Source organism: Mesorhizobium sp. M4A.F.Ca.ET.022.05.2.1 (genome assembly GCF_003998845.1).
Lineage (GTDB): Bacteria > Pseudomonadota > Alphaproteobacteria > Rhizobiales > Rhizobiaceae > Mesorhizobium.
In genome coordinates, this window is sequence record NZ_RZOJ01000089.1 from 1 (window position 1) to 17,279 (window position 17,279).

The 17,279-nt window shown below is 64.7% G+C and carries 15 protein-coding genes; 3 read left to right on the plus strand and 12 right to left on the minus strand.

Going from position 1 to position 17,279, the window contains the following annotated elements; genetic code table 11:
- Positions 1 to 193: 193 nt before the first annotated feature.
- Positions 194 to 1,234 (minus strand): proline racemase family protein, encoded by a 1,041-nt coding sequence (locus EN745_RS12705; RefSeq protein WP_126058041.1) that lies wholly within the window; start codon positions 1,232 to 1,234, stop codon positions 194 to 196.
- 456 nt (positions 1,235 to 1,690) lie between these two features.
- Between EN745_RS12705 and EN745_RS12710 the strand changes: the two genes are divergently transcribed.
- Positions 1,691 to 2,653 (plus strand): dihydrodipicolinate synthase family protein, encoded by a 963-nt coding sequence (locus tag EN745_RS12710; RefSeq protein WP_126058040.1) that lies wholly within the window; start codon positions 1,691 to 1,693, stop codon positions 2,651 to 2,653.
- Positions 2,654 to 2,832: 179 nt separating this feature from the next.
- Here the strand turns inward: EN745_RS12710 and EN745_RS12715 are convergent, their stop codons facing one another.
- From EN745_RS12715 to EN745_RS12765, 11 genes are all read right to left on the minus strand, one after another.
- Positions 2,833 to 3,870 (minus strand): ATP-grasp fold amidoligase family protein, encoded by a 1,038-nt coding sequence (locus tag EN745_RS12715; RefSeq protein WP_126058039.1) that lies wholly within the window; start codon positions 3,868 to 3,870, stop codon positions 2,833 to 2,835.
- Positions 3,871 to 4,025: 155 nt separating this feature from the next.
- Positions 4,026 to 5,084: a sn-glycerol-3-phosphate ABC transporter ATP-binding protein UgpC gene (gene ugpC / locus EN745_RS12720; protein WP_126058038.1), complete on the minus strand. Its 1,059-nt coding sequence runs from the start codon at positions 5,082 to 5,084 to the stop codon at positions 4,026 to 4,028.
- Positions 5,085 to 5,120: 36 nt separating this feature from the next.
- On the minus strand, positions 5,121 to 5,942 hold the full coding sequence (locus EN745_RS12725) for a carbohydrate ABC transporter permease (RefSeq protein WP_126058037.1): 822 nt from the start codon (positions 5,940 to 5,942) through the stop codon (positions 5,121 to 5,123).
- Position 5,943: 1 nt separating this feature from the next.
- Positions 5,944 to 6,837: a sugar ABC transporter permease gene (locus EN745_RS12730; RefSeq protein WP_245487705.1), complete on the minus strand. Its 894-nt coding sequence runs from the start codon at positions 6,835 to 6,837 to the stop codon at positions 5,944 to 5,946.
- 44 nt (positions 6,838 to 6,881) lie between these two features.
- Positions 6,882 to 8,219 carry a sugar ABC transporter substrate-binding protein gene (locus EN745_RS12735; RefSeq protein WP_127421399.1) on the minus strand — a complete coding sequence of 446 codons (1,338 nt, stop codon included), beginning with the start codon at positions 8,217 to 8,219 and terminating at the stop codon, positions 6,882 to 6,884.
- Positions 8,220 to 8,282: 63 nt separating this feature from the next.
- The gene (locus EN745_RS12740) at positions 8,283 to 8,942 is read right to left on the minus strand and encodes a GntR family transcriptional regulator (protein ID WP_127421400.1); all 660 of its coding nucleotides are present in this window, start codon (positions 8,940 to 8,942) and stop codon (positions 8,283 to 8,285) included.
- A gap of 19 nt (positions 8,943 to 8,961) precedes the next feature.
- The gene (locus tag EN745_RS12745; protein ID WP_127421401.1) at positions 8,962 to 9,846 is read right to left on the minus strand and encodes a dihydrodipicolinate synthase family protein; all 885 of its coding nucleotides are present in this window, start codon (positions 9,844 to 9,846) and stop codon (positions 8,962 to 8,964) included.
- Positions 9,847 to 10,042: 196 nt separating this feature from the next.
- On the minus strand, positions 10,043 to 11,437 hold the full coding sequence (locus EN745_RS12750) for a multicopper oxidase family protein (RefSeq protein ID WP_127421402.1): 1,395 nt from the start codon (positions 11,435 to 11,437) through the stop codon (positions 10,043 to 10,045).
- A 203-nt stretch (positions 11,438 to 11,640) separates the two neighbouring features.
- Positions 11,641 to 13,029 (minus strand): chromate efflux transporter, encoded by a 1,389-nt coding sequence (gene chrA, locus EN745_RS12755; RefSeq protein ID WP_126058031.1) that lies wholly within the window; start codon positions 13,027 to 13,029, stop codon positions 11,641 to 11,643.
- Complete coding sequence (locus EN745_RS12760) at positions 13,026 to 13,844, minus strand: sulfurtransferase/chromate resistance protein (RefSeq protein ID WP_127421403.1); 819 nt, start codon at positions 13,842 to 13,844, stop codon at positions 13,026 to 13,028. The genes chrA and EN745_RS12760 overlap by 4 nt, the downstream gene beginning before the upstream one ends.
- A 158-nt stretch (positions 13,845 to 14,002) precedes the next feature.
- Positions 14,003 to 14,791: a 3-hydroxybutyrate dehydrogenase gene (locus EN745_RS12765; RefSeq protein WP_127421404.1), complete on the minus strand. Its 789-nt coding sequence runs from the start codon at positions 14,789 to 14,791 to the stop codon at positions 14,003 to 14,005.
- Between the two features lie 224 nt (positions 14,792 to 15,015).
- Between EN745_RS12765 and EN745_RS12770 the strand changes: the two genes are divergently transcribed.
- Complete coding sequence (locus EN745_RS12770; RefSeq protein ID WP_127421405.1) at positions 15,016 to 15,804, plus strand: acetoacetate decarboxylase; 789 nt, start codon at positions 15,016 to 15,018, stop codon at positions 15,802 to 15,804.
- A complete protein-coding gene (locus EN745_RS12775; protein ID WP_127405966.1) occupies positions 15,797 to 16,957 on the plus strand; it encodes a patatin-like phospholipase family protein in 1,161 nt (386 codons plus the stop codon). Before EN745_RS12770 ends, EN745_RS12775 begins: the two co-directional genes overlap by 8 nt.
- The last annotated feature ends 322 nt before the right edge of the window (positions 16,958 to 17,279 follow it).

The window sequence follows — 17,279 nt, forward strand, 5'->3', positions numbered from 1 at the left end:
TTCCTAATCTGTAGGTCACAGGTTCGATTCCTGTCGGGATCACCATGCTTTTCAATGGTTTGGCGAGACCGCCGCCGATTGGCACGGCGGCAGGGATAGATATCGATTTTCACCAGGGTATAGGCATCGTCCGTTCGGTTTCGGCCAGCCTTTGTGGCGGTGCGGTGTCCAGCTCTGGCTCGCGGCCGGGCGGCTATTGCTTCATCGAGGTGGAAGTGCCCCAGGTATCCGACAGCACATAGCCCTCCGGGTACGGGTCCGTCGGATCGAGATAATAGGCATGCTCGCCGGTGATCCAGGCCCGGCCGGTGATCTCCGGGACGATCGCCTTGCGCCCGCCGATTTCCGTCAGGTCCACGATCCTGCCTGTGAAGCGGGAGCCGATGATCGATTCATGGGTGAGCACGTCGCCCACGCCCATCAGGCCTCTGGCCTGCAACACCGCCATACGGGCCGACGTGCCGGTCCCCGTCGGGCTGCGGTCGGAGCGTCCCGGCGAGACGATGCAGGTGTTGCGCGTGACATTGCCCGGCCCTTGGAACGGCATGGCGAACTGCACGATCGAGACGCCGCGCACATGGTCGAATTCCGGATGGATGACATCGAGCTGTTCGCGCGCGGCCCGTCGGATTTTCTCGCCGGCCACGGCCAGTTCGCGCGCCTCGTCCGGGGCGACCGAGAAGCCGAGCGCCGTGGCATCGACGATGGCGTAGAACATGCCGCCATAGGCGATATCGACCTTAAGAGTGCCGAGCCCTTCCACCTCGATGCCGGCGTCGAGGCGGTCGACAAAGGCAGGCGCGTTGCGGAAGGTGATCGAGACGCATTTGCCGTCGCGGCATTCGGCGCGCACCTCGATGACGCCGCCCGGCATGTCGAGCTTGAAGCGGGTCTCTGGCTCCTGCATCGGCACCATGCCGGTCTCGAGCAGCACCGTGGCGATGCATATGGTGTTGGAACCGGACATCGGCGGATATTCCGTCGGCTCCATGATGATGGCGCCTGCTGCGCAATCCTTGCGCGTCGAGGGAACGAGCAGGTTGACGTGCCGCGCGACGCTGCCGCGCGGCTCGCAGATCAGCATGCGCCTGATATGGTCGTGATCGCGCTCCATCGTGATCATCTTGTCCATCATCGTGCGGCCCGCCGGCGGCAGCACGCCGCCCACGATGACGTCGCCGACCTCCCCTTCAGCATGACAACCGACGACACGAATAGAGGCTTTGGTGCGCATTGTTGCTCCCTGTAAGGCTGTTCTCTAGTGCGACGAGGCTACGCACTTGTGGCGCGCGATGTATGCAATCATTCGCAAAATCATCCCGCGCCATGTCCCTGCTCTTCAACCTTCGGGAATCGGCACCGGCAGATTGCCAAGAGCAGGACCGCTGCCATTCCACGATGGTTCGATATCGGTCCCGGCATCTCGCACGCCTCCGTGGCCATCAAAGCAAACCACCTCGCAAGAAGATACCGAAACGGCGAATGATCGTTGAAAAAAATCGTCCATAAGGATGATTATCCGCTCCCGGCCACGCGAAGGCGATGGGGTCGAACAGCGGCTTGGTGCCGCCGGCCGGCGCCGCCCAGCTGTGGCGATTGCTCGATAAGAGGATAAGAAGCCGTGACAGACGACCGGCGCCGGGACAGAATGGGCAGCCGGCCCGTTCGCCAGCCTCAAGGGAGAACCCGAATGACCGCCAATGTCTTTTCCGGCTGCATGCCGGCTCTGATGACCCCGTGCACGGAAGACCGCCAGCCCGACTTCGAGGCGCTCGTTCGCAAGGGGCGGGAGCTGATTGCCGCCGGCATGTCGGCCGTCGTCTATTGCGGCTCGATGGGCGATTGGCCGCTGCTGACTGACGCGCAGCGCATGGAGGGGGTCGAGCGCCTAGTGAAGGCCGGCGTGCCGGTGATCGTCGGAACCGGCGCGGTCAATACCGCCAGCGCCGTGGCGCATGCCGCCCATGCACAGAAGGTCGGCGCCCGAGGCCTGATGGTGATCCCGCGCGTCTTGTCGCGCGGACCTTCGGTCACCGCGCAGCGCCACCATTTCAAGGCAGTCCTCGCGGCCGCGCCCGAATTGCCCGCGGTCATATACAACAGCCCCTATTACGGCTTCGCCACGCGCGCCGATCTGTTCTTCGCGCTGCGCGCCGAACATCCCAACCTCGTCGGCTTCAAGGAGTTCGGCGGACCGTCGGATCTGCGCTATGCGGCCGAAAACATCACCAGCCGCGACGATGAGGTGGCGCTGATGATCGGCGTCGACACCGCCGTCTTCCACGGCTTCGTCAATTGCGGCGCGTCCGGCGCGATCACCGGCATCGGCAATGTCTTGCCAAAGGAGGTCCTGCACCTCGTCGGGCTCAGCCAGGCCGCCGCCAAGGGCGACGCCGAAGCCCGCCAGCGCGCGCAGGAACTGGACGCCGCGCTCGCTGTTCTCTCCTCCTTCGACGAGGGTCCGGACCTGGTGCTCTATTTCAAGCACATGATGGTGCTGAAGGGTAATCCCGAATACCGGCTGCACTTCAACGAGACGGATGCCTTGACCGACAGCCAGCGCGGCTATGCCGAGGCACAGCTCAAGCTGTTCGACAGCTGGTATGCCCAGTGGTCAAGGCAGCCGGGCGTGGTTCAGAGGTATGCGGCCTGAACCGCCAAGTACGATCCGGGCGCAGCCCTTGAGCGAAATGTCCAAAGCGAACGGACTTTCTCCCGTCCGTCTGGTCGAATGAGAAAACAAACCCGCATCTCGATTTGCCACGGTGAGAAGTCGGTGCCTGTGCAGCATTGCGGTCCAAGATGACCTGCACAGGCCGCCAGGCCGGACGCTCAGGGCTCGCGCGGGTCCGGCATGCCCAGGCGCGGGTGGATTTCGGCAACGGGAACAGGCTTCGGACTGCCGTGGGCCCGGAGGCATTTTGAGCGCAGCGCACCGGCGTAGAGCCGGGCAAGCCCGCTATGCTGCTTGCGCAGATAGTCCGATTGGTCGAGCCGCCAGCGCCGCTCGATGTCCGCCATGATGGCTGGATTGCTCCAGGTTGCATAACCGCCGGCCGAATAGACAGTGATCTCGCCGGCGTACAGCCGCTCGCGCGTGACCAGGAAATCGACGCGGACATAATCGAGATCGCCGGCGATGCGCGGCGCAATCAGGGCAGCTTGCCTAGTCAATTCGACGAGGCGGGCGGTGACGGGCAGCGCCTGATCCTCGCGCGGATAGTCGATGTCGCGCCCCGCCAAAGGGTTGCCGTCAGGATCAAACAGTCGCGACTTGAGCGCCTTCTTGTCCTCGGCCCTGACATGGCAGACGACGCCGCTGCAGACCTGGACCTTGATCTCGGTGGCGATCTCGCCGCCGGCGAGCGGCAGCATCTCCTCGACGAACACCTCCGGCACGATCCGCCAGTAGGCCCATTCGCTGTTGCGACGACCCTGCCGCTTGCCCAGCCACAGCCTTAGCTGACGTACGATGGAGGCGCGATCCGGCTGGCCGCCCGAGACGAAAATGTTCATGTCGCAGCCATGGTTGGCTTTGACCACCACCGCGTCGTCGAGCAACGCCGACGGGATGTCGTCGGGATCGCGGCCGCGCCACAACGTCTTCGGCACTTCCAGCTCCGGGCAGACGGCGTGGACATAGTCCTTCGCGGCGAGCTTGTCCGACAGCGTGACGAACAGCGGATTGTGGTCGATCAGCCTTCGCCAGAGCATGCATTCATTATAACGCTCGGGCGCGGCGGGATTGGGCCAGTAGCCCATCTTCCTCGCAAACCGCGCCACAAGCATCGGGTGACGAAGCGTGATCAGCAGCCGCGCCACGGCCAGGACAAGACGGTGCCCTGCTGGGAAATCGGCGGCCGGCCTCATCGAACGGTTACAATTGTCCGAACGGAGTTCTTCCCCGACGATTCACATCGCTGATCCACGGCACATCCCGCCCATTGACGGCGCACCTAAGCACCACCCGGGCGCGCCGGCAAGCTGGCACGACGACCCACCCCGGCGGTGTCGACGCGAGCCGTTCAGATACGCCGGCCAGTGCTCGCCTCGAACAGATGGGCGCAGGCGCGGTCGGCCTCGATATGCACCGCCTGGCCCTGCTTCAGCGCGAGCCGCTCGCGGAACAGGCAGGAGATTTCCTCGCCGGCGCAATCCACCGTGGCGAAGATCTCCGAACCTGTCGCTTCCAAAAGCGTCACGGTGCCGGCAATGCCCTCGCTGCGTGCACGGATATGTTCAGGACGGACGCCGTAGACGAGCTCGCAGTCCGGGACCCGTGCCGGGTGGATGTCGTCCGGCAGCGGCAGCGTCAGCCCGCTGGTGCTGCGGAACACGCCTTCCTCGATGCGGCCGCGGATGAAGTTCATCGACGGTGAGCCGATGAAACCGGCGACGAACAGATTGGCCGGACGATCGTATAGGTCGAGCGGCGCGCCGATCTGCTCGACCAGCCCGTCATGCAGCACGACGATCTTGTCGGCCATGGTCATGGCCTCGATCTGATCGTGCGTGACATAGATGGTGGTGGTGCCCAGCCGCTGGTGCAGCGCCTTGATCTCGCCCCGCATCTGCACGCGCAGCTTGGCGTCTAGGTTGGAGAGCGGCTCGTCGAACAGGAACACCTGCGGGTCGCGCACGATGGCGCGGCCCATGGCGACGCGCTGGCGCTGGCCGCCGGAAAGCTGGCGCGGATAGCGGTCGAGCAGCTTTTCCAGGCCGAGTATGCTTGCCGCCCGCTTGACCCGGCTTGCCGTGTCGGCCGGATCGGCTCTTTTGATCTTCAGCGCGAAGCCCATATTGTCGGCCACCGTCATATGCGGATAGAGCGCGTAGTTCTGGAACACCATGGCGATGTTGCGGTCGCGCGCCCTGAGCTCGTTGACGACCCGCTCGCCGATGGCGATCTTGCCAGCCGAGATCGTCTCCAGCCCCGCGATCATGCGCAGCAGCGTCGACTTCCCGCAGCCCGACGGCCCGACCAGGATGACGAACTCGCCATCGGCGATGTCGACGCTGACATCGTGGATGATCTTGGCGGTCCCAAAAGCCTTCTGCACGTTGTTGATGGTCACCGATGCCATTTCATGTCTCCACAAACGTGTAATGTCGGACCGGCCTCAGCCGCCCTTGACCGCGCCGGCGGTCAGCCCGGCGACGATCTGCCTTTGCGCGAACAGGGTCAGCACCAGCACCGGTAGCGTCACCACGAGTGCTGCCGCGGCGAGCGGCCCCCAGCTCACCTGCTCGTAGGACAGCATGTTGTAGACGGCGACCGGCAAGGTCCGCGTCTCGCGGCTGGCGAGCACCACGCCGAAGACGAAATTGTTCCACGAGAAGATAACCGACAGGATGAAGGCGACGACGATGCCGGGCTTGGCGATCGGCAGCGCCACCAGCCGGAACACCTGCCATGAGCTGGCGCCGTCGATGCTGGCCGCCTCCTCCAGCTCCATCGGCGTCGTCTCGAAATAGCCGATCATCACCCAGACGACGATCGGCACTGTCACCACCAGATGGATGATGATCTGCGGCCACAGCGTGCCGAGGATGCCGATCCACTGGAACAGCAGGAACAGCGGGATCAGATAGGAAAGGCCGGGCGTCATGCGGGCGATCATTATGACGACCGCCGACCGTTCGGCCTTCAGCCGGGCGATGCCGTAGCCGGCCGGCACGCCGATCAGGAGCGCCAGCAGCGTCGCCGTGCCGGTGACCAGCACCGAATTCCCCAGATAGAGCAGGAAGTTGTTCTCCTCGAACACCTTCACATAGTTTGACCAGGCGAAGTGCTCGGGAATCAGGATCGGCGGATAGGCGCCGTTGTCGATCTCGAATTTCAGCGACAGCGAGATCATCCAGAGGAAGAACAGGATCGCCGGCGAGACGAGGACCAGGGCCGCGAAGAACAGTCCGATCCGGTTGATGAGGCGCGACGTCATCTTATTTGCCCTCCGCGTTGATCCATTGCGAGCGCTGGCGCAGCATCAACAGGATGAAGGACAGCGCCACGATCACAACGAAGAACACCACGGCCATGGCCGAGCCGTAGCCGATGTCGTAGTAGGAGAAGGCGGTGTTGTAGAGATAGATGTTGATGGTTTCCGACTCCGTGCCCGGACCGCCCTGGGTCATGGCGTAGATGATGTCGAAGCTTTTAAGCGCATCGATGGTGCGGATGATGACGGCAATCATCAGGAACGGCGCGATCATCGGCAGCGTCAGGTAGCGGAACTGCTGCCAGGCATTGGCGCCGTCGATCTCGGCGCTCTCGAACGGCTCGCGCGGCACCGAGGCCAGCCCGCCCAGCACGATCAGCATCACCAGCGGCGTCCACTGCCAGGTCTCGACCGCGACCAGCGAGGGAATGACCGTCTTCGCGTTGAATATCCATTCCTGAGCCGGAATGCCGACCAGCGACAGGAGATAGTTGAGCACGCCGAGCTGCGGGTGGAACATCATCGTCCACACCAGCGCCACGGCGACCGGCGTTGCCATCATCGGCATCACGAAGATGCCGCGCAGCAGGCCGCGCAGCGGGACCTTTGCATCGAAGATCAGTGCGGCGACGGTGCCGAGGAACATCGGCGCGACGACCGACAGGAAGGTGTAGGTCAGCGTATGCCAGAGCGATTCCCAGAACCGCGGGTCGCTCGCCAGGCGGAGATAGTTTTCCATCCCGGCAAAGCTGCGCGACTGGCCGAGCGTCCAGCTGTTGACGCTCATCCACAGCGTGAAGGCCCAGGGAAAGACGATCACCGCGCCGACGACGACGAGCGCCGGCAGGACGAAGGGCCAGTAGTTGGGAGCCAGACGCACCGTCTGGCTCCCTTCCATGGCTTCTATCGTCACCCCGGTCCGTTCTGGGGTGGTGGCGGACATCAGCCTTGCTCGCTCCGGTCGAGGACCGGCTGGAACTGATCGGTGGCCTTCTTCAGCTCCTCCGCCGGATCGGCGCCGGCGATCATGTTGCTCAGCGCCACGCCATAGATGTCGCGGAACTCGGTCACCGGGATGATGACCGGCAGCGCCAGCCGGCTGACATTGCCGGATCCGACCACGGCGTCGAGCCAGCTTGCCGGCATGGTGACGCCTTCGCGTACTTTGGGATCCTCGAGCACCGACTTGCGGAACGGCACGCCGGCGCCCGCCTGCAGCAGCCGCGCGCCCATGGCGGGCGACACCGCCCACTGGCAGAACAGATAGGCGGCCTCCTTCTTCTCGCTGGCCGCCGTGACGCCGATGCCGTCGCCGAACGTGCCCGAGGCATGCGCCTTGGGCCCTTTGGGCATGACGCCATAGCCGACCTTGCCGACCACTCGCGACTTTTCCGGATTCTCCATCGGCGGGGCGAATCCGACACCGTCGAACCACATGCCGATCTTGCCCTGGAGGAAGGCGGACTGCGCCTCGGCCCAGTTGAAGCCGGTAACGCCGGGAGGCGCCGATTTGGTCATCAGCCGCTGGTAGAGGCCAGCGGCCTCGACCGCCTCGGGCGACAGCGTGCGCAGCTTGCCGTCGGCGTCGAGCGGCGTCATGTCGTAGCCCAGCATCAGCGACGTCCACACCGGCGTGTTGGCGTTCTTCAGTCCGCGGGCGACAAAACCATAGGTGTTGGCTGAAGCATCGGTCAGCGCCTCGGCCGCGGCGACCAGCTGCTCGAACGTCTCGGGGTATTTCAGCCCCTTGGCCTCGAACAGCTCCTTGTTCCAGTAGAGGATCCAGTAGTCGACCGAGAACGGCAGCGAGCGCAGCGCGCCTTGCGCGTCCTTGGCGAAGACCATGCCGGCATCGGCGAAGTCACCCTCGACCAGCGCCGGATCGGTGAGCGTCGGATCGGCGAGATAGCCGGAGATGTCGGCCAGCCAGCCGCCCTTCTCGAACTGCCGCTTCTGCACGTGGTAGCTGAGATGCACGACATCGAAGCTCGGCTTGCCGGAGCTGAGCTCGATCACCGTCTTCTGGCGCTGCTGCTGTTCGGGCGTCGCTTCGGCATTGACCTTGATGCCGGTCAGTTCCTCGAACTCGGCGAGGTATTTTATCAGCGTGTCGCTGCGCGGGCTCTTGACCAGATTGACGTCGAGCGTGGTGCCGGCAAAGCGCTTCCAGTCGACGCCGGCGGCAAAGCCGGGGCGCAGGCCGGCGAGGCCGGCGGCGGCAAGAGCGGCGGTTCCGGCAAGCAGCTGCCTTCTGGTTGGGGTAAACGGATTGGACGACATTTCTTCCTCCCGGGGTTGCTGTCGTTGTGGATTGCGCCGCTGCCGCGGCGCGGCTCATTTCCCTCAGATCTGCAGCGCCAGCCGGCGCGCATTGTCGATGTGCAGGCTGATCGCCTCGACCGCCTTTTGCGGATTGCGGCTTTCCATGGCCTCGATCACCGCCAGGTGCTCGCGCATGACCGGAACGACGCGGCCGTCGATGCGGAACCGCTCCTGGTGGATCAGCCGGATCTTCACCGAATTGACAAGGTAGGCCTTGGCGATGATCTCGTTGTCCAGCGCGTCGATGAAGGTGTCATGCATGGCCCAGTCGATGGCCTGCGCCTTTGCCTCCATCTCCGGCGTCGCCGGCTTCGCCAGCGCCTCGGCGAGCATCTCCTCATGCTCGCGCCTGAGGCGAGCAAGCTCGGCATCGGCGGCATTGACGGTGAACAGCGCCACTGCCTCGCGCTCCATGAACAGGCGGAACTGGAAAGCCTCGCGGATCAGGTTGATGTCGATATGGGCGATCTGCATGCCGCGCTGCGGAATGGTGGTCAGCAGGCCCTCGGCTTCGAGCCGCGGCACGATCTCGCGGATGGCGCCGAGCGGCAGCCCGGTGAAGGCAACCAGTTCGCGCTGCGACACGAACTGCCCGGGCCTCAGATCGCGCGCCAGCAAATGCCGGGTGAAGCTGGCATAGGCCTTTTCCCTGAGGGTCGCCGGTTCGCTGCTGTCTTCCATTCAGCGCTTCCTTTGCCGGTCAGGCCGGCTCTGTCGCAAACAATTGGTCATAGGCTGCGGCAAGCTGCTTGCGCCCCTGCTGGGAGGTCGGCTCCAGCGGCGGACGAACCGCGAGCCAGCCGTCATCGCCGGTTCGGCGCGCCAGCATCGCCTTGACCGCCGGTATGACCGGAAATTTGAGCAGTTCGAGCACGAAATTCTCGACCCGGGCATCGTCGCGACCCTCCACCGCCATGGCGCGGATCTCGCCGGTGACGAAATTGGCCATGCCGGAAATGGCGCCCTGCCCGCCCCGGCGCACGCTTCTCGCCAGGTGCCGCTCGTCGCCAATCAGGATCACCAGGTCGCCATGCGCGGCAAGCAGCGCCTCGCTGTAGCTCCAGTCGCCACCCGAATCCTTGACACCTGCGACCACGTTCGGAAAGGCAGTGCGCAGCCGGCTAATCAGGCTGAGCGGCAACGGCACCATGGTGACCGACGGGATGTTGTAGAGCAGGATATCGCGGGCCAGCGGACCCAGCGCCGCGAAGACGGCGGCAAACCATCCGAACAGTCCGTCCTCGCCGACATTCTTGAAATAGCTCGGCGGCGCCAGAAGGATGTTGCGGGCGCCCAGTTGCAGCGCGTGCCGCGCCTGCTCGGCCGCGTCTTCGGCCGCATCGACAAGCACGCCGGAAACGAGCTGATGCGCCGGGATGCCGGCGGCAAGCATGGCCTCGATGATGCGGCGCCGCTCTTCGGTGCCGATCGACGCACCTTCGCCGGTGGTGCCGAACAGCGTGGCGCTGCCGCAGCCGGCGCCAAGGCAAGCCTTGGCCTGCGCGATCATCGCGGGAACCGCGATCTGCCCGGACGCGTGAAAAGGCGTCGCCAGGGCGACCGAAAGACCAAAGCGCGAAGTCACTGCGAAAGCTATCCTGATGTCACTATGCGGGCAGCTTTATCACACTAACATGTTAGTTGTAAATGCGCGGCCGCGAGTTTTGGAAATGGCACCCGTTCAAGTTTGGAAACGCCGGGGCGCAACATCCGGAGTGGCTGCGAAAAAACCAGCCTTTGCCCGCGCCGCGAGCCGCCGTCATGCGTTGCGACCAGTCCCTTCAGGCTACCCGGATATAGCTCGTCATCCCCGACTTCTGGTGCTCGATGATGTGGCAATGCAGCAGCCAGTCGCCGGGATTGTCGGCCACGAAACCCAGCTGAACCTTCTCGTCGGGCTGGATGAGATAGGTGTCGGAGACGAGCGGCTGGACCCGGCGCGTCGACGACGACAGCACCTTGAAGCTCATCCCATGCAGATGGATCGGGTGCGATTGCGGCGTCAGGTTCTCCATGTCGATGACATAGCTCCTGCCGAGCTTCAGTTCGGCCAGCGGCGCGGTCGGGTCCGGCGTGTCGCCCGGCCACGGCACCTTGTTGATCGCCCAGAAACTGTAACCGAGCGAGCCGCAGATGCCGTCGGCCGGAACGTTTTCCGCGGTGGCGCTGAGCGCCAGCGAAATGTGCTTCGCGCTGGCGACATCGACCTCCGCCACCGGATTGCCTTCCAGCGCCGCGAGATCGCGAACGTCGCGCCTAAGCGACTTTCCGACCGCGCGCAGCGTCGCCAGTATTTTGGGCTTGGTGCCCCTGACGTCCCTGAGGCTGACGATGGCACCCTCGTCGTCGGGCATGCGTATGGCAAGGTCGAGCCGCTGGCCGGGTCCAAGTTGCAAGGCGTCGGGCGCGAAGCGCTGCGGCACGGGATTGCCGTCGAGCGCGACGACCGCCGCCTCGGCTCCCTCGACACGGAAGGCGTAGACGCGGGTGACGTCGGTAATGGCGGCCCTCAGCCGCACCAAACCGCCGGCGGGCGCGTCGAATTGCGGCTGGTCGAGCCAGTTGGCGGTGCGCACCGTTCCATAGGTGCCCGCCCTTGCTGCATCGCGAGGCCGGAACTGGTCGATGAACTGGCCGTCATCGCCGAGTCGCCAGTCGCGCAGATTGATCACCATTTCGGCATCGAATTGCGGATCGTTCGGGTTCTCGACCACGATCACGCCGGTCAGCCCATGGCCCATCTGGGTCAGCGTGTTGCAGTGCGGGTGATACCAGAAGGTGCCGGCGTCCGGCGGCGTGAACGCGTAGTCGAAATGATCGCCGGTGTAGACATAGGGCTGCACCAGGAACGGCACGCCGTCCATCTTGTTGGGAACGCGGATGCCGTGCCAATGGATCGTCGTCGGATCGTCGATGCCGTTGATCAGCCGCGCGGCGAAGGGCTCACCCTTCTTCATCCTGAGCACTGGCGGCATGCCGGCCTCGCCATAGGTGAGCACATCCCTGGTCTGGCCGACATCCATCAGCTTCGCCTCGATCCTCGCCGTCTTCAGCATCACCGGATCGGGCCTGGCCAAGGCCCGGCTGGCGAACCTGCCCATGGCGCACAGCCCGATACCGGCCGCGCCGGCCACCGCCGTGGTTTTCAGAAGGTTGCGGCGCGTCAGTAGCGTCATGCTGCGTTCCAACTCGAAAGACAATCGTGGCACCGGGCCTCATTGCGGCACACGCGCATAAAGCGTGTAGCCCCCGATGCTGCCCGCCGACAACACCACGTCGTTCGATCGGACTGGAAATCACCCTGCCGTGATGGCCGCACCGGTTGCCGCCAGACCGATGCGCCGCCGTCTTGCAGCGTGCCGCCGTGATGGCGCAGGCGTCAAAGCGCCTGCAACGCCAGCCCCGCCAGCGCCGATGCGGCCAGCGTCGGAAGCATGCCGACCCCGAGCCTGAGCATGGCGACCATCGCTGCGATCGAAAGCAGCGCGGCGCGCCAGTCGAGCGACGACAGCACCGGGATCTCCATGCCCAGGCCGACGCTGCGCACCGTGCCGAAGACGACATGCAGCGCGAACCAAAGCGCCAGGTTCATCACCACGCCGACGACGGCCGCGGTGATCGCGCCGAGCGCCGCCGACAGCGCCTTGTTCTGCCGTAGCTGTTCGATGTAGGGCGCGCCGAGAAAGATCCAGAAGAAGCAGGGCACGAAGGTCACCCACAAGGTCAGCAGCGATCCGAGCGCCCCGCCGAGCAGCGGGTTTATCGCGCCGGCGTGCCGGTATGCGGCGACGAAACCAACGAACTGCAGCACCAGGATGAGCGGCCCGGGCGTCGTCTCGGCAAGGCCGAGCCCATCGACCATTTCGCCGGGCGCCAGCCAGCCGAACGACGACACCGCCGCTTGCGCGACATAGGCGAGAACCGCATAGGCGCCCCCGAAGGTGACGACCGCCATGACGCTGAAGAAGCTGCCTAGTTGCGACCAGACGCTGGCCGGTCCGGTCAGCGCCGCGATCAGCGCCACCGGCCCGAGCCAGATCGGCAGCCAGATGGCGATGGTGCGCGGCGCGTGCCACTTCGTCGGCCTGGTGTGCTCGAGTTCGCCGCGCTCGAACATCAGGTCGACGGCGCCCTTGCTGTCGTCGGCAACGCCACTCTTGCCATGCGCCGACCCGGAAAACAGGGCCGGCGCGACGCGGTTGCCGACCCAGCCAGCCAGTCCGGCCAGCAGGATGATCAGCGGGAACGGCAGCTTGACGACATAGATGGCGAGGAAGGCGGCGACCGCGATCGCCACCATCACCCGGTTCTTGAGCGCCCGCTTGCCGATGCGGATGACGGCCTCGACCACCACCGCCAGCACCGCCGCCTTGACGCCGAAAAACAGCGCCTCGATGACCGGCGCATCATTGTAGAGCATGTAGAAGCTGCTGAGGCCTAGCATCACCAGCGCCCCCGGCAGCACGAACAGGATGCCTGCGACGAGACCGCCGGCGGTCCGGTGCAGCAGCCAGCCGACATAGACGGCAAGCTGCTGCGCCTCGGGACCAGGCAGGAGCATGCAATAATTGAGCGCATGCAGGAAACGCTGCTCGCCAATCCAGCGGCGCTCCTCGACCAGTTCCTTGTGCATCAGGGCGATCTGCCCGGCCGGCCCGCCGAAGGAGAGCAGCCCGATCCTGGCCCACAGCCGCACCGCCTCCCTGAAACTCGGCGCCGGCGGCACACGGGCGGTCTCGGCATCGTTGCCCGCCATGAGGTCGTTCATAACGGCTTGCTCCCGCTCGGCCAGTTGTGCGTTTCCTCGGTGGCGTCGCGGCACCATCTGAAGAAGGAATCGTAGATGAGCATGCCCGCCTCGAGCTGCTCGAGATCGTCGCGGAACATGCGTGACAGGCCAAGCGAGGCGGCAAGGAAGCCCGCCGCTTGCGGCACCATGTCGAGCCGTGCCGTATCGGCGGCGCGCACGATCAAGGCCAGGCGATCGAGGGCCTCGGAGCGCAGCCCGAATTCCTCGATCATCGTGTCGAAGGTGCAGCGCTCGCCGCGATGGCTCCAGAACACATTGTCGATGTCGAAGGGAACCGCCGCAAAGCGGTCGGCCACCGCCGGCACCTCGGCCGCATCGACGAACAGGAACACCGCATTGGGATCGACGAAGCGGCGGATCAGCCATGGGCAGGCGATGCGGTCGACCTTGGGCCGCGCCCGCGTCACCCAGACCGTGCGGCCCTTGTCGTCACGGGGCGGAATCGCGCCGGCCGTGACCAGCGGCGCCTTGGCCGCCGCCCAGGCCTCGAAGCCACCTTCCAGCGATTCCGCCGCTATCCCTTCATGGCGCAGCCACGCGGCGACGCCTTGCGAGAGTTTTTGGCCCTTCTGGCAGATGACGACGACCCTGGAGCCGGTGAACTCCGCCGCCCAGGTCGGGACGGTCCTGAAATCGCGCCGGCTGGATGCCGGCAGCAGGCGCGGATCGGCTTGATAATCCTCCTCGACGCGCACGTCGACGAGGACGGGCGCATCCGGCAGGCCGGCGAGACGAGAAAGTTGCTGTACGGTGATTTCGGTTGTTGACGGCATGGCGTCCACCTCCAGAACAAAGAGAGTTTGGACGCGAACGTTGGGCTGACGCCTCACGGGGTCGTCGCGGGGAACCCCTTGCCCAGGATGCTGGAACGATCCCTCGCCCTTGTCAAGGAATGAGCTTCCGCGAGCCATACTCGCGGCGGTTGCGACGCTTACTGCGCCGTCCAGCCGCCATCCATCGGCAGGGTGGTGCCGGTGATCTGCTTGGCCGCGTCCGAGCACAGGAACAGCGCCAGCGCGGCGAGCTCGTCCACGGTGACAAATTCCTTGGTCGGCTGCGCGGCGAGCAGCACGTCGTGCTTGACCTGCTCCTCGGTCATGCCGCGCGCCTTCATCGTGTCGGGGATCTGCTTTTCGACCAGCGGCGTCCAGACATAGCCGGGCGCGATGGCGTTGACGGTGATGCCTGCCTGGGCGACTTCGAGCGCCACCGTCTTGGTCAGGCCCGCAATCCCGTGCTTGGCCGAGACATAGGCCGACTTGAACGGCGAGGCGACCAGCGCATGCGCGGAAGCCGTGTTGATGACACGGCCCCATTTGCGCGCCTTCATGCCGGGAAGTGCCGCCTTGATGGCGTAGAAGGCCGCCAGCAGGTTGATGCGGATGATCGCTTCCCATTTGTCGTCGGGAAACTCGTCGATCGGCGCGACATGCTGGATGCCGGCATTGTTGACCAGGATGTCGAGGCTGCCGAAAGCCGCATCGGCCTCGCGCACCATGGCGCTGACGGCCGCGCCGTCCATCATGTTGGCATCGGAATAGCGGCACTTGACGCCGAAATCCTTCTCGATGCCGGCGCGCTCCTGCTCGATATCAGCTGCGTCACCGAGGCCGTTGATGGTGACATTGGCGCCCTCGGCGGCAAAGGCGCGGGCGATTGCCAGGCCGATACCGCTGGTAGAGCCGGTGACGAGGGCGTTCTTCGAGGAAAGGGAACCCATGATGATCTCGCGACAGGATTGAAGGGGATATTTCCGCACATAGTTTGTGCGCCGCAACATAACAATGTCATGACCATATGTGGTGCGATTACAATGTTGTGATGCTGTAAAGGAGACTGCGTGCTGGCCTCAAGGTCGATGACATGGCACTGTCATGGTGCCGTGCAACATAGTCCTCCTGCGCGTTTCGAGCGTATTATTCCTGCAACCGATGGGTAAATAGCTTGAAAATCGACGACGTCGTGAAGCGCGCCTATGCGATGCCGCTCACCAATCCATCATTCCCGCCCGGGCCTTACCGTTTCTTCGACCGCGAATACATCATCATCACCTACCGCACGACACGCGAGGCGCTGGAGGCGGTCGTGCCGGCGCCGCTGGAGATCGACGAGCCGCTGGTCAAGTACGAGTTCATCCGCATGCCGGATTCGACCGGCTTCGGCGACTATACCGAGACCGGCCAGGTCATCCCCGTGCGCTACAAGGGCCAGCACGGCGGCTATGTCCATTCCATGTATCTCGACGACGATGCGCCGATCGCCGGCGGCCGCGAGCTCTGGGGTTTCCCGAAGAAGCTCGCCAGCCCCAAGATCGTGCATGAGGGCGAGGTGGTTGTCGGCACCTTGCACTATGGCAGCGTCCTATGCGCCACCAGCACGATGGGTTACAAGCACCAGGAGGCCGACCACGACCAGGTGCTCGCCTCGCTCGCCGCGCCCAACTTCCTCATCAAGATCATCCCGCATGTCGACGGCACGCCGCGCATCTGCGAGCTGGTTCGCTACTACCTTACCGACGTGACGCTGAAGGAGGCCTGGACGGCGCCGGCCGCGCTCGACCTTCGCCCTCATGTCATGGCCGACGTGGCGAAGCTGCCGGTGCTGGACATCGTGTCGGCCGTCCACTTCACCGCCGACCTTACGCTTGGGCTGGGCGAAGTCGTCCATGACTATCTCGCCGACCGCGGCCATTCCTGGGCGAACGCAACCCAGCCGGAGAAGGCCCGTGCTTGAACGCACCCGAAACAAGGCGGTCGCCGCCTCGATCGAGGAAATAACGGCGCAGTATGACCGCATCGCCCTGGTGTTCCAGGGCGGCGGCGCGCTCGGCGCCTATCAGGCTGGAGTCTACCAGGCGCTGTCCGATGCCGGCTGCGAGCCGACCTGGCTCTCCGGCGTGTCGATCGGCGCCATCAACGCCTCGATCATCGCCGGCAACGAGCCGAGCCGTAGGCTGGAGCGGCTGGAGCAGTTCTGGCAGACGATCTCCGGGCGCAAGATCTGGGCCTATACGCCAGAGGGCGACATCTATCGCGACATCCGCAACCGCACCTCTTCGTGGATGACGATGATGATGGGCCAGCCCGGCTTCTTCAAGCCTCGCTCGCCCAATCCCTGGTTCGAGCAGCCGGGCGCCGAGGGCGCGACCAGCTTCTACAACACCGCCGAGCTCAAGGACACGCTGGAAAGCCTGATCGACTTCGACATCCTCAACGACGGCAGGAAGCGGCTGAGCGTCGGCGCGGTCAATGTCAGGACCGGCAACTTCGTCTATTTCGACACCGACAAGGTGCGCATCGGCCCGGAGCACATCATGGCGAGCGGCGCGCTGCCGCCGGCTTTCCCCTCGATCCGCATCGAGGGTGAATATTACTGGGACGGCGGCATCGTCTCCAACACGCCGCTGCAATATCTGCTCGACCAGGAAGAAGACCGCTCCTCGCTGGTGTTCCAGGTCGACCTGTTCAGCGCGCGTGGCGCCTTGCCGCGCGGCATGGCCGACGTGCTGTCGCGCCACAAGGACATCATGTATTCCAGCCGCACGCGCCAGAACACCGACAATTTCCAGCGCATCCATGCGCTGAAGATGAAGCTGCTCGACGCGCTGAAGCGCGTTCCCCCCGAACTGCTGAAGGAGGGTGAGAGGGATCTGATCGCCGATTATTCCGACGCCGGCGTCGTCAACATCGTCCACCTGATCTACCAGCACAAGGGCTACGAGGGCCACGCCAAGGACTACGAGTTCTCCGGCACCTCGATGCGCGAACATTGGGAGATGGGGCTGGAGGACACCGAGCGCACACTGCGCCACCGCCAGTGGCTGACGCTGCCGACCAATGCCGAGGGCGTCACCATCCACGATCTCCACCGCGAGGATCCGACTTAGCCGCCGGCGAAAGATCGCGGCCTGTCCATACGGCACCCCCGTCGAGTTCCCTCACACCCCCTCTGTTCGGCTTTCGCTAATCTCCGGCATTGCAACAATGGAGGTCCGCGCTGAAGCCGCTGATCTCCCCCTTGCGGGGAGATGGCCGGCAGGCCAGAGGAGGGTGCTGTCCCGCCGGCGCCTCGAAACAGCCATGGAACAGCCACAAAGAAAAAGGCAGCGGCTGCGACCGGCGCTGCCTTTTATTTGAGAACTTGGCCGCTCAGAACACCTGGCGGAAAATGATGAACAGCACGAAGGCGAGCGCGATCGAGCAGGGCAG

Bases quoted from the DNA above. Each gene is read 5' to 3' on its own strand.
- EN745_RS12765 (WP_127421404.1), bottom strand. From the start codon at position 14,791: ATGGGTTCCCTTTCCTCGAAGAACGCCCTCGTCACCGGCTCTACCAGC.
- EN745_RS12740 (WP_127421400.1), bottom strand. From the start codon at position 8,942: ATGGAAGACAGCAGCGAACCGGCGACCCTCAGGGAAAAGGCCTATGCC.
- EN745_RS12725 (WP_126058037.1), bottom strand. From the start codon at position 5,942: ATGACGTCGCGCCTCATCAACCGGATCGGACTGTTCTTCGCGGCCCTG.
- ugpC (WP_126058038.1), bottom strand. From the start codon at position 5,084: ATGGCATCGGTGACCATCAACAACGTGCAGAAGGCTTTTGGGACCGCC.
- EN745_RS12735 (WP_127421399.1), bottom strand. From the start codon at position 8,219: ATGTCGTCCAATCCGTTTACCCCAACCAGAAGGCAGCTGCTTGCCGGA.
- EN745_RS12710 (WP_126058040.1), top strand. From the start codon at position 1,691: ATGACCGCCAATGTCTTTTCCGGCTGCATGCCGGCTCTGATGACCCCG.
- EN745_RS12705 (WP_126058041.1), bottom strand. From the start codon at position 1,234: ATGCGCACCAAAGCCTCTATTCGTGTCGTCGGTTGTCATGCTGAAGGG.
- EN745_RS12760 (WP_127421403.1), bottom strand. From the start codon at position 13,844: ATGCCGTCAACAACCGAAATCACCGTACAGCAACTTTCTCGTCTCGCC.
- EN745_RS12715 (WP_126058039.1), bottom strand. From the start codon at position 3,870: ATGAGGCCGGCCGCCGATTTCCCAGCAGGGCACCGTCTTGTCCTGGCC.
- EN745_RS12750 (WP_127421402.1), bottom strand. From the start codon at position 11,437: ATGACGCTACTGACGCGCCGCAACCTTCTGAAAACCACGGCGGTGGCC.
- chrA (WP_126058031.1), bottom strand. From the start codon at position 13,029: ATGAACGACCTCATGGCGGGCAACGATGCCGAGACCGCCCGTGTGCCG.
- EN745_RS12730 (WP_245487705.1), bottom strand. From the start codon at position 6,837: ATGGAAGGGAGCCAGACGGTGCGTCTGGCTCCCAACTACTGGCCCTTC.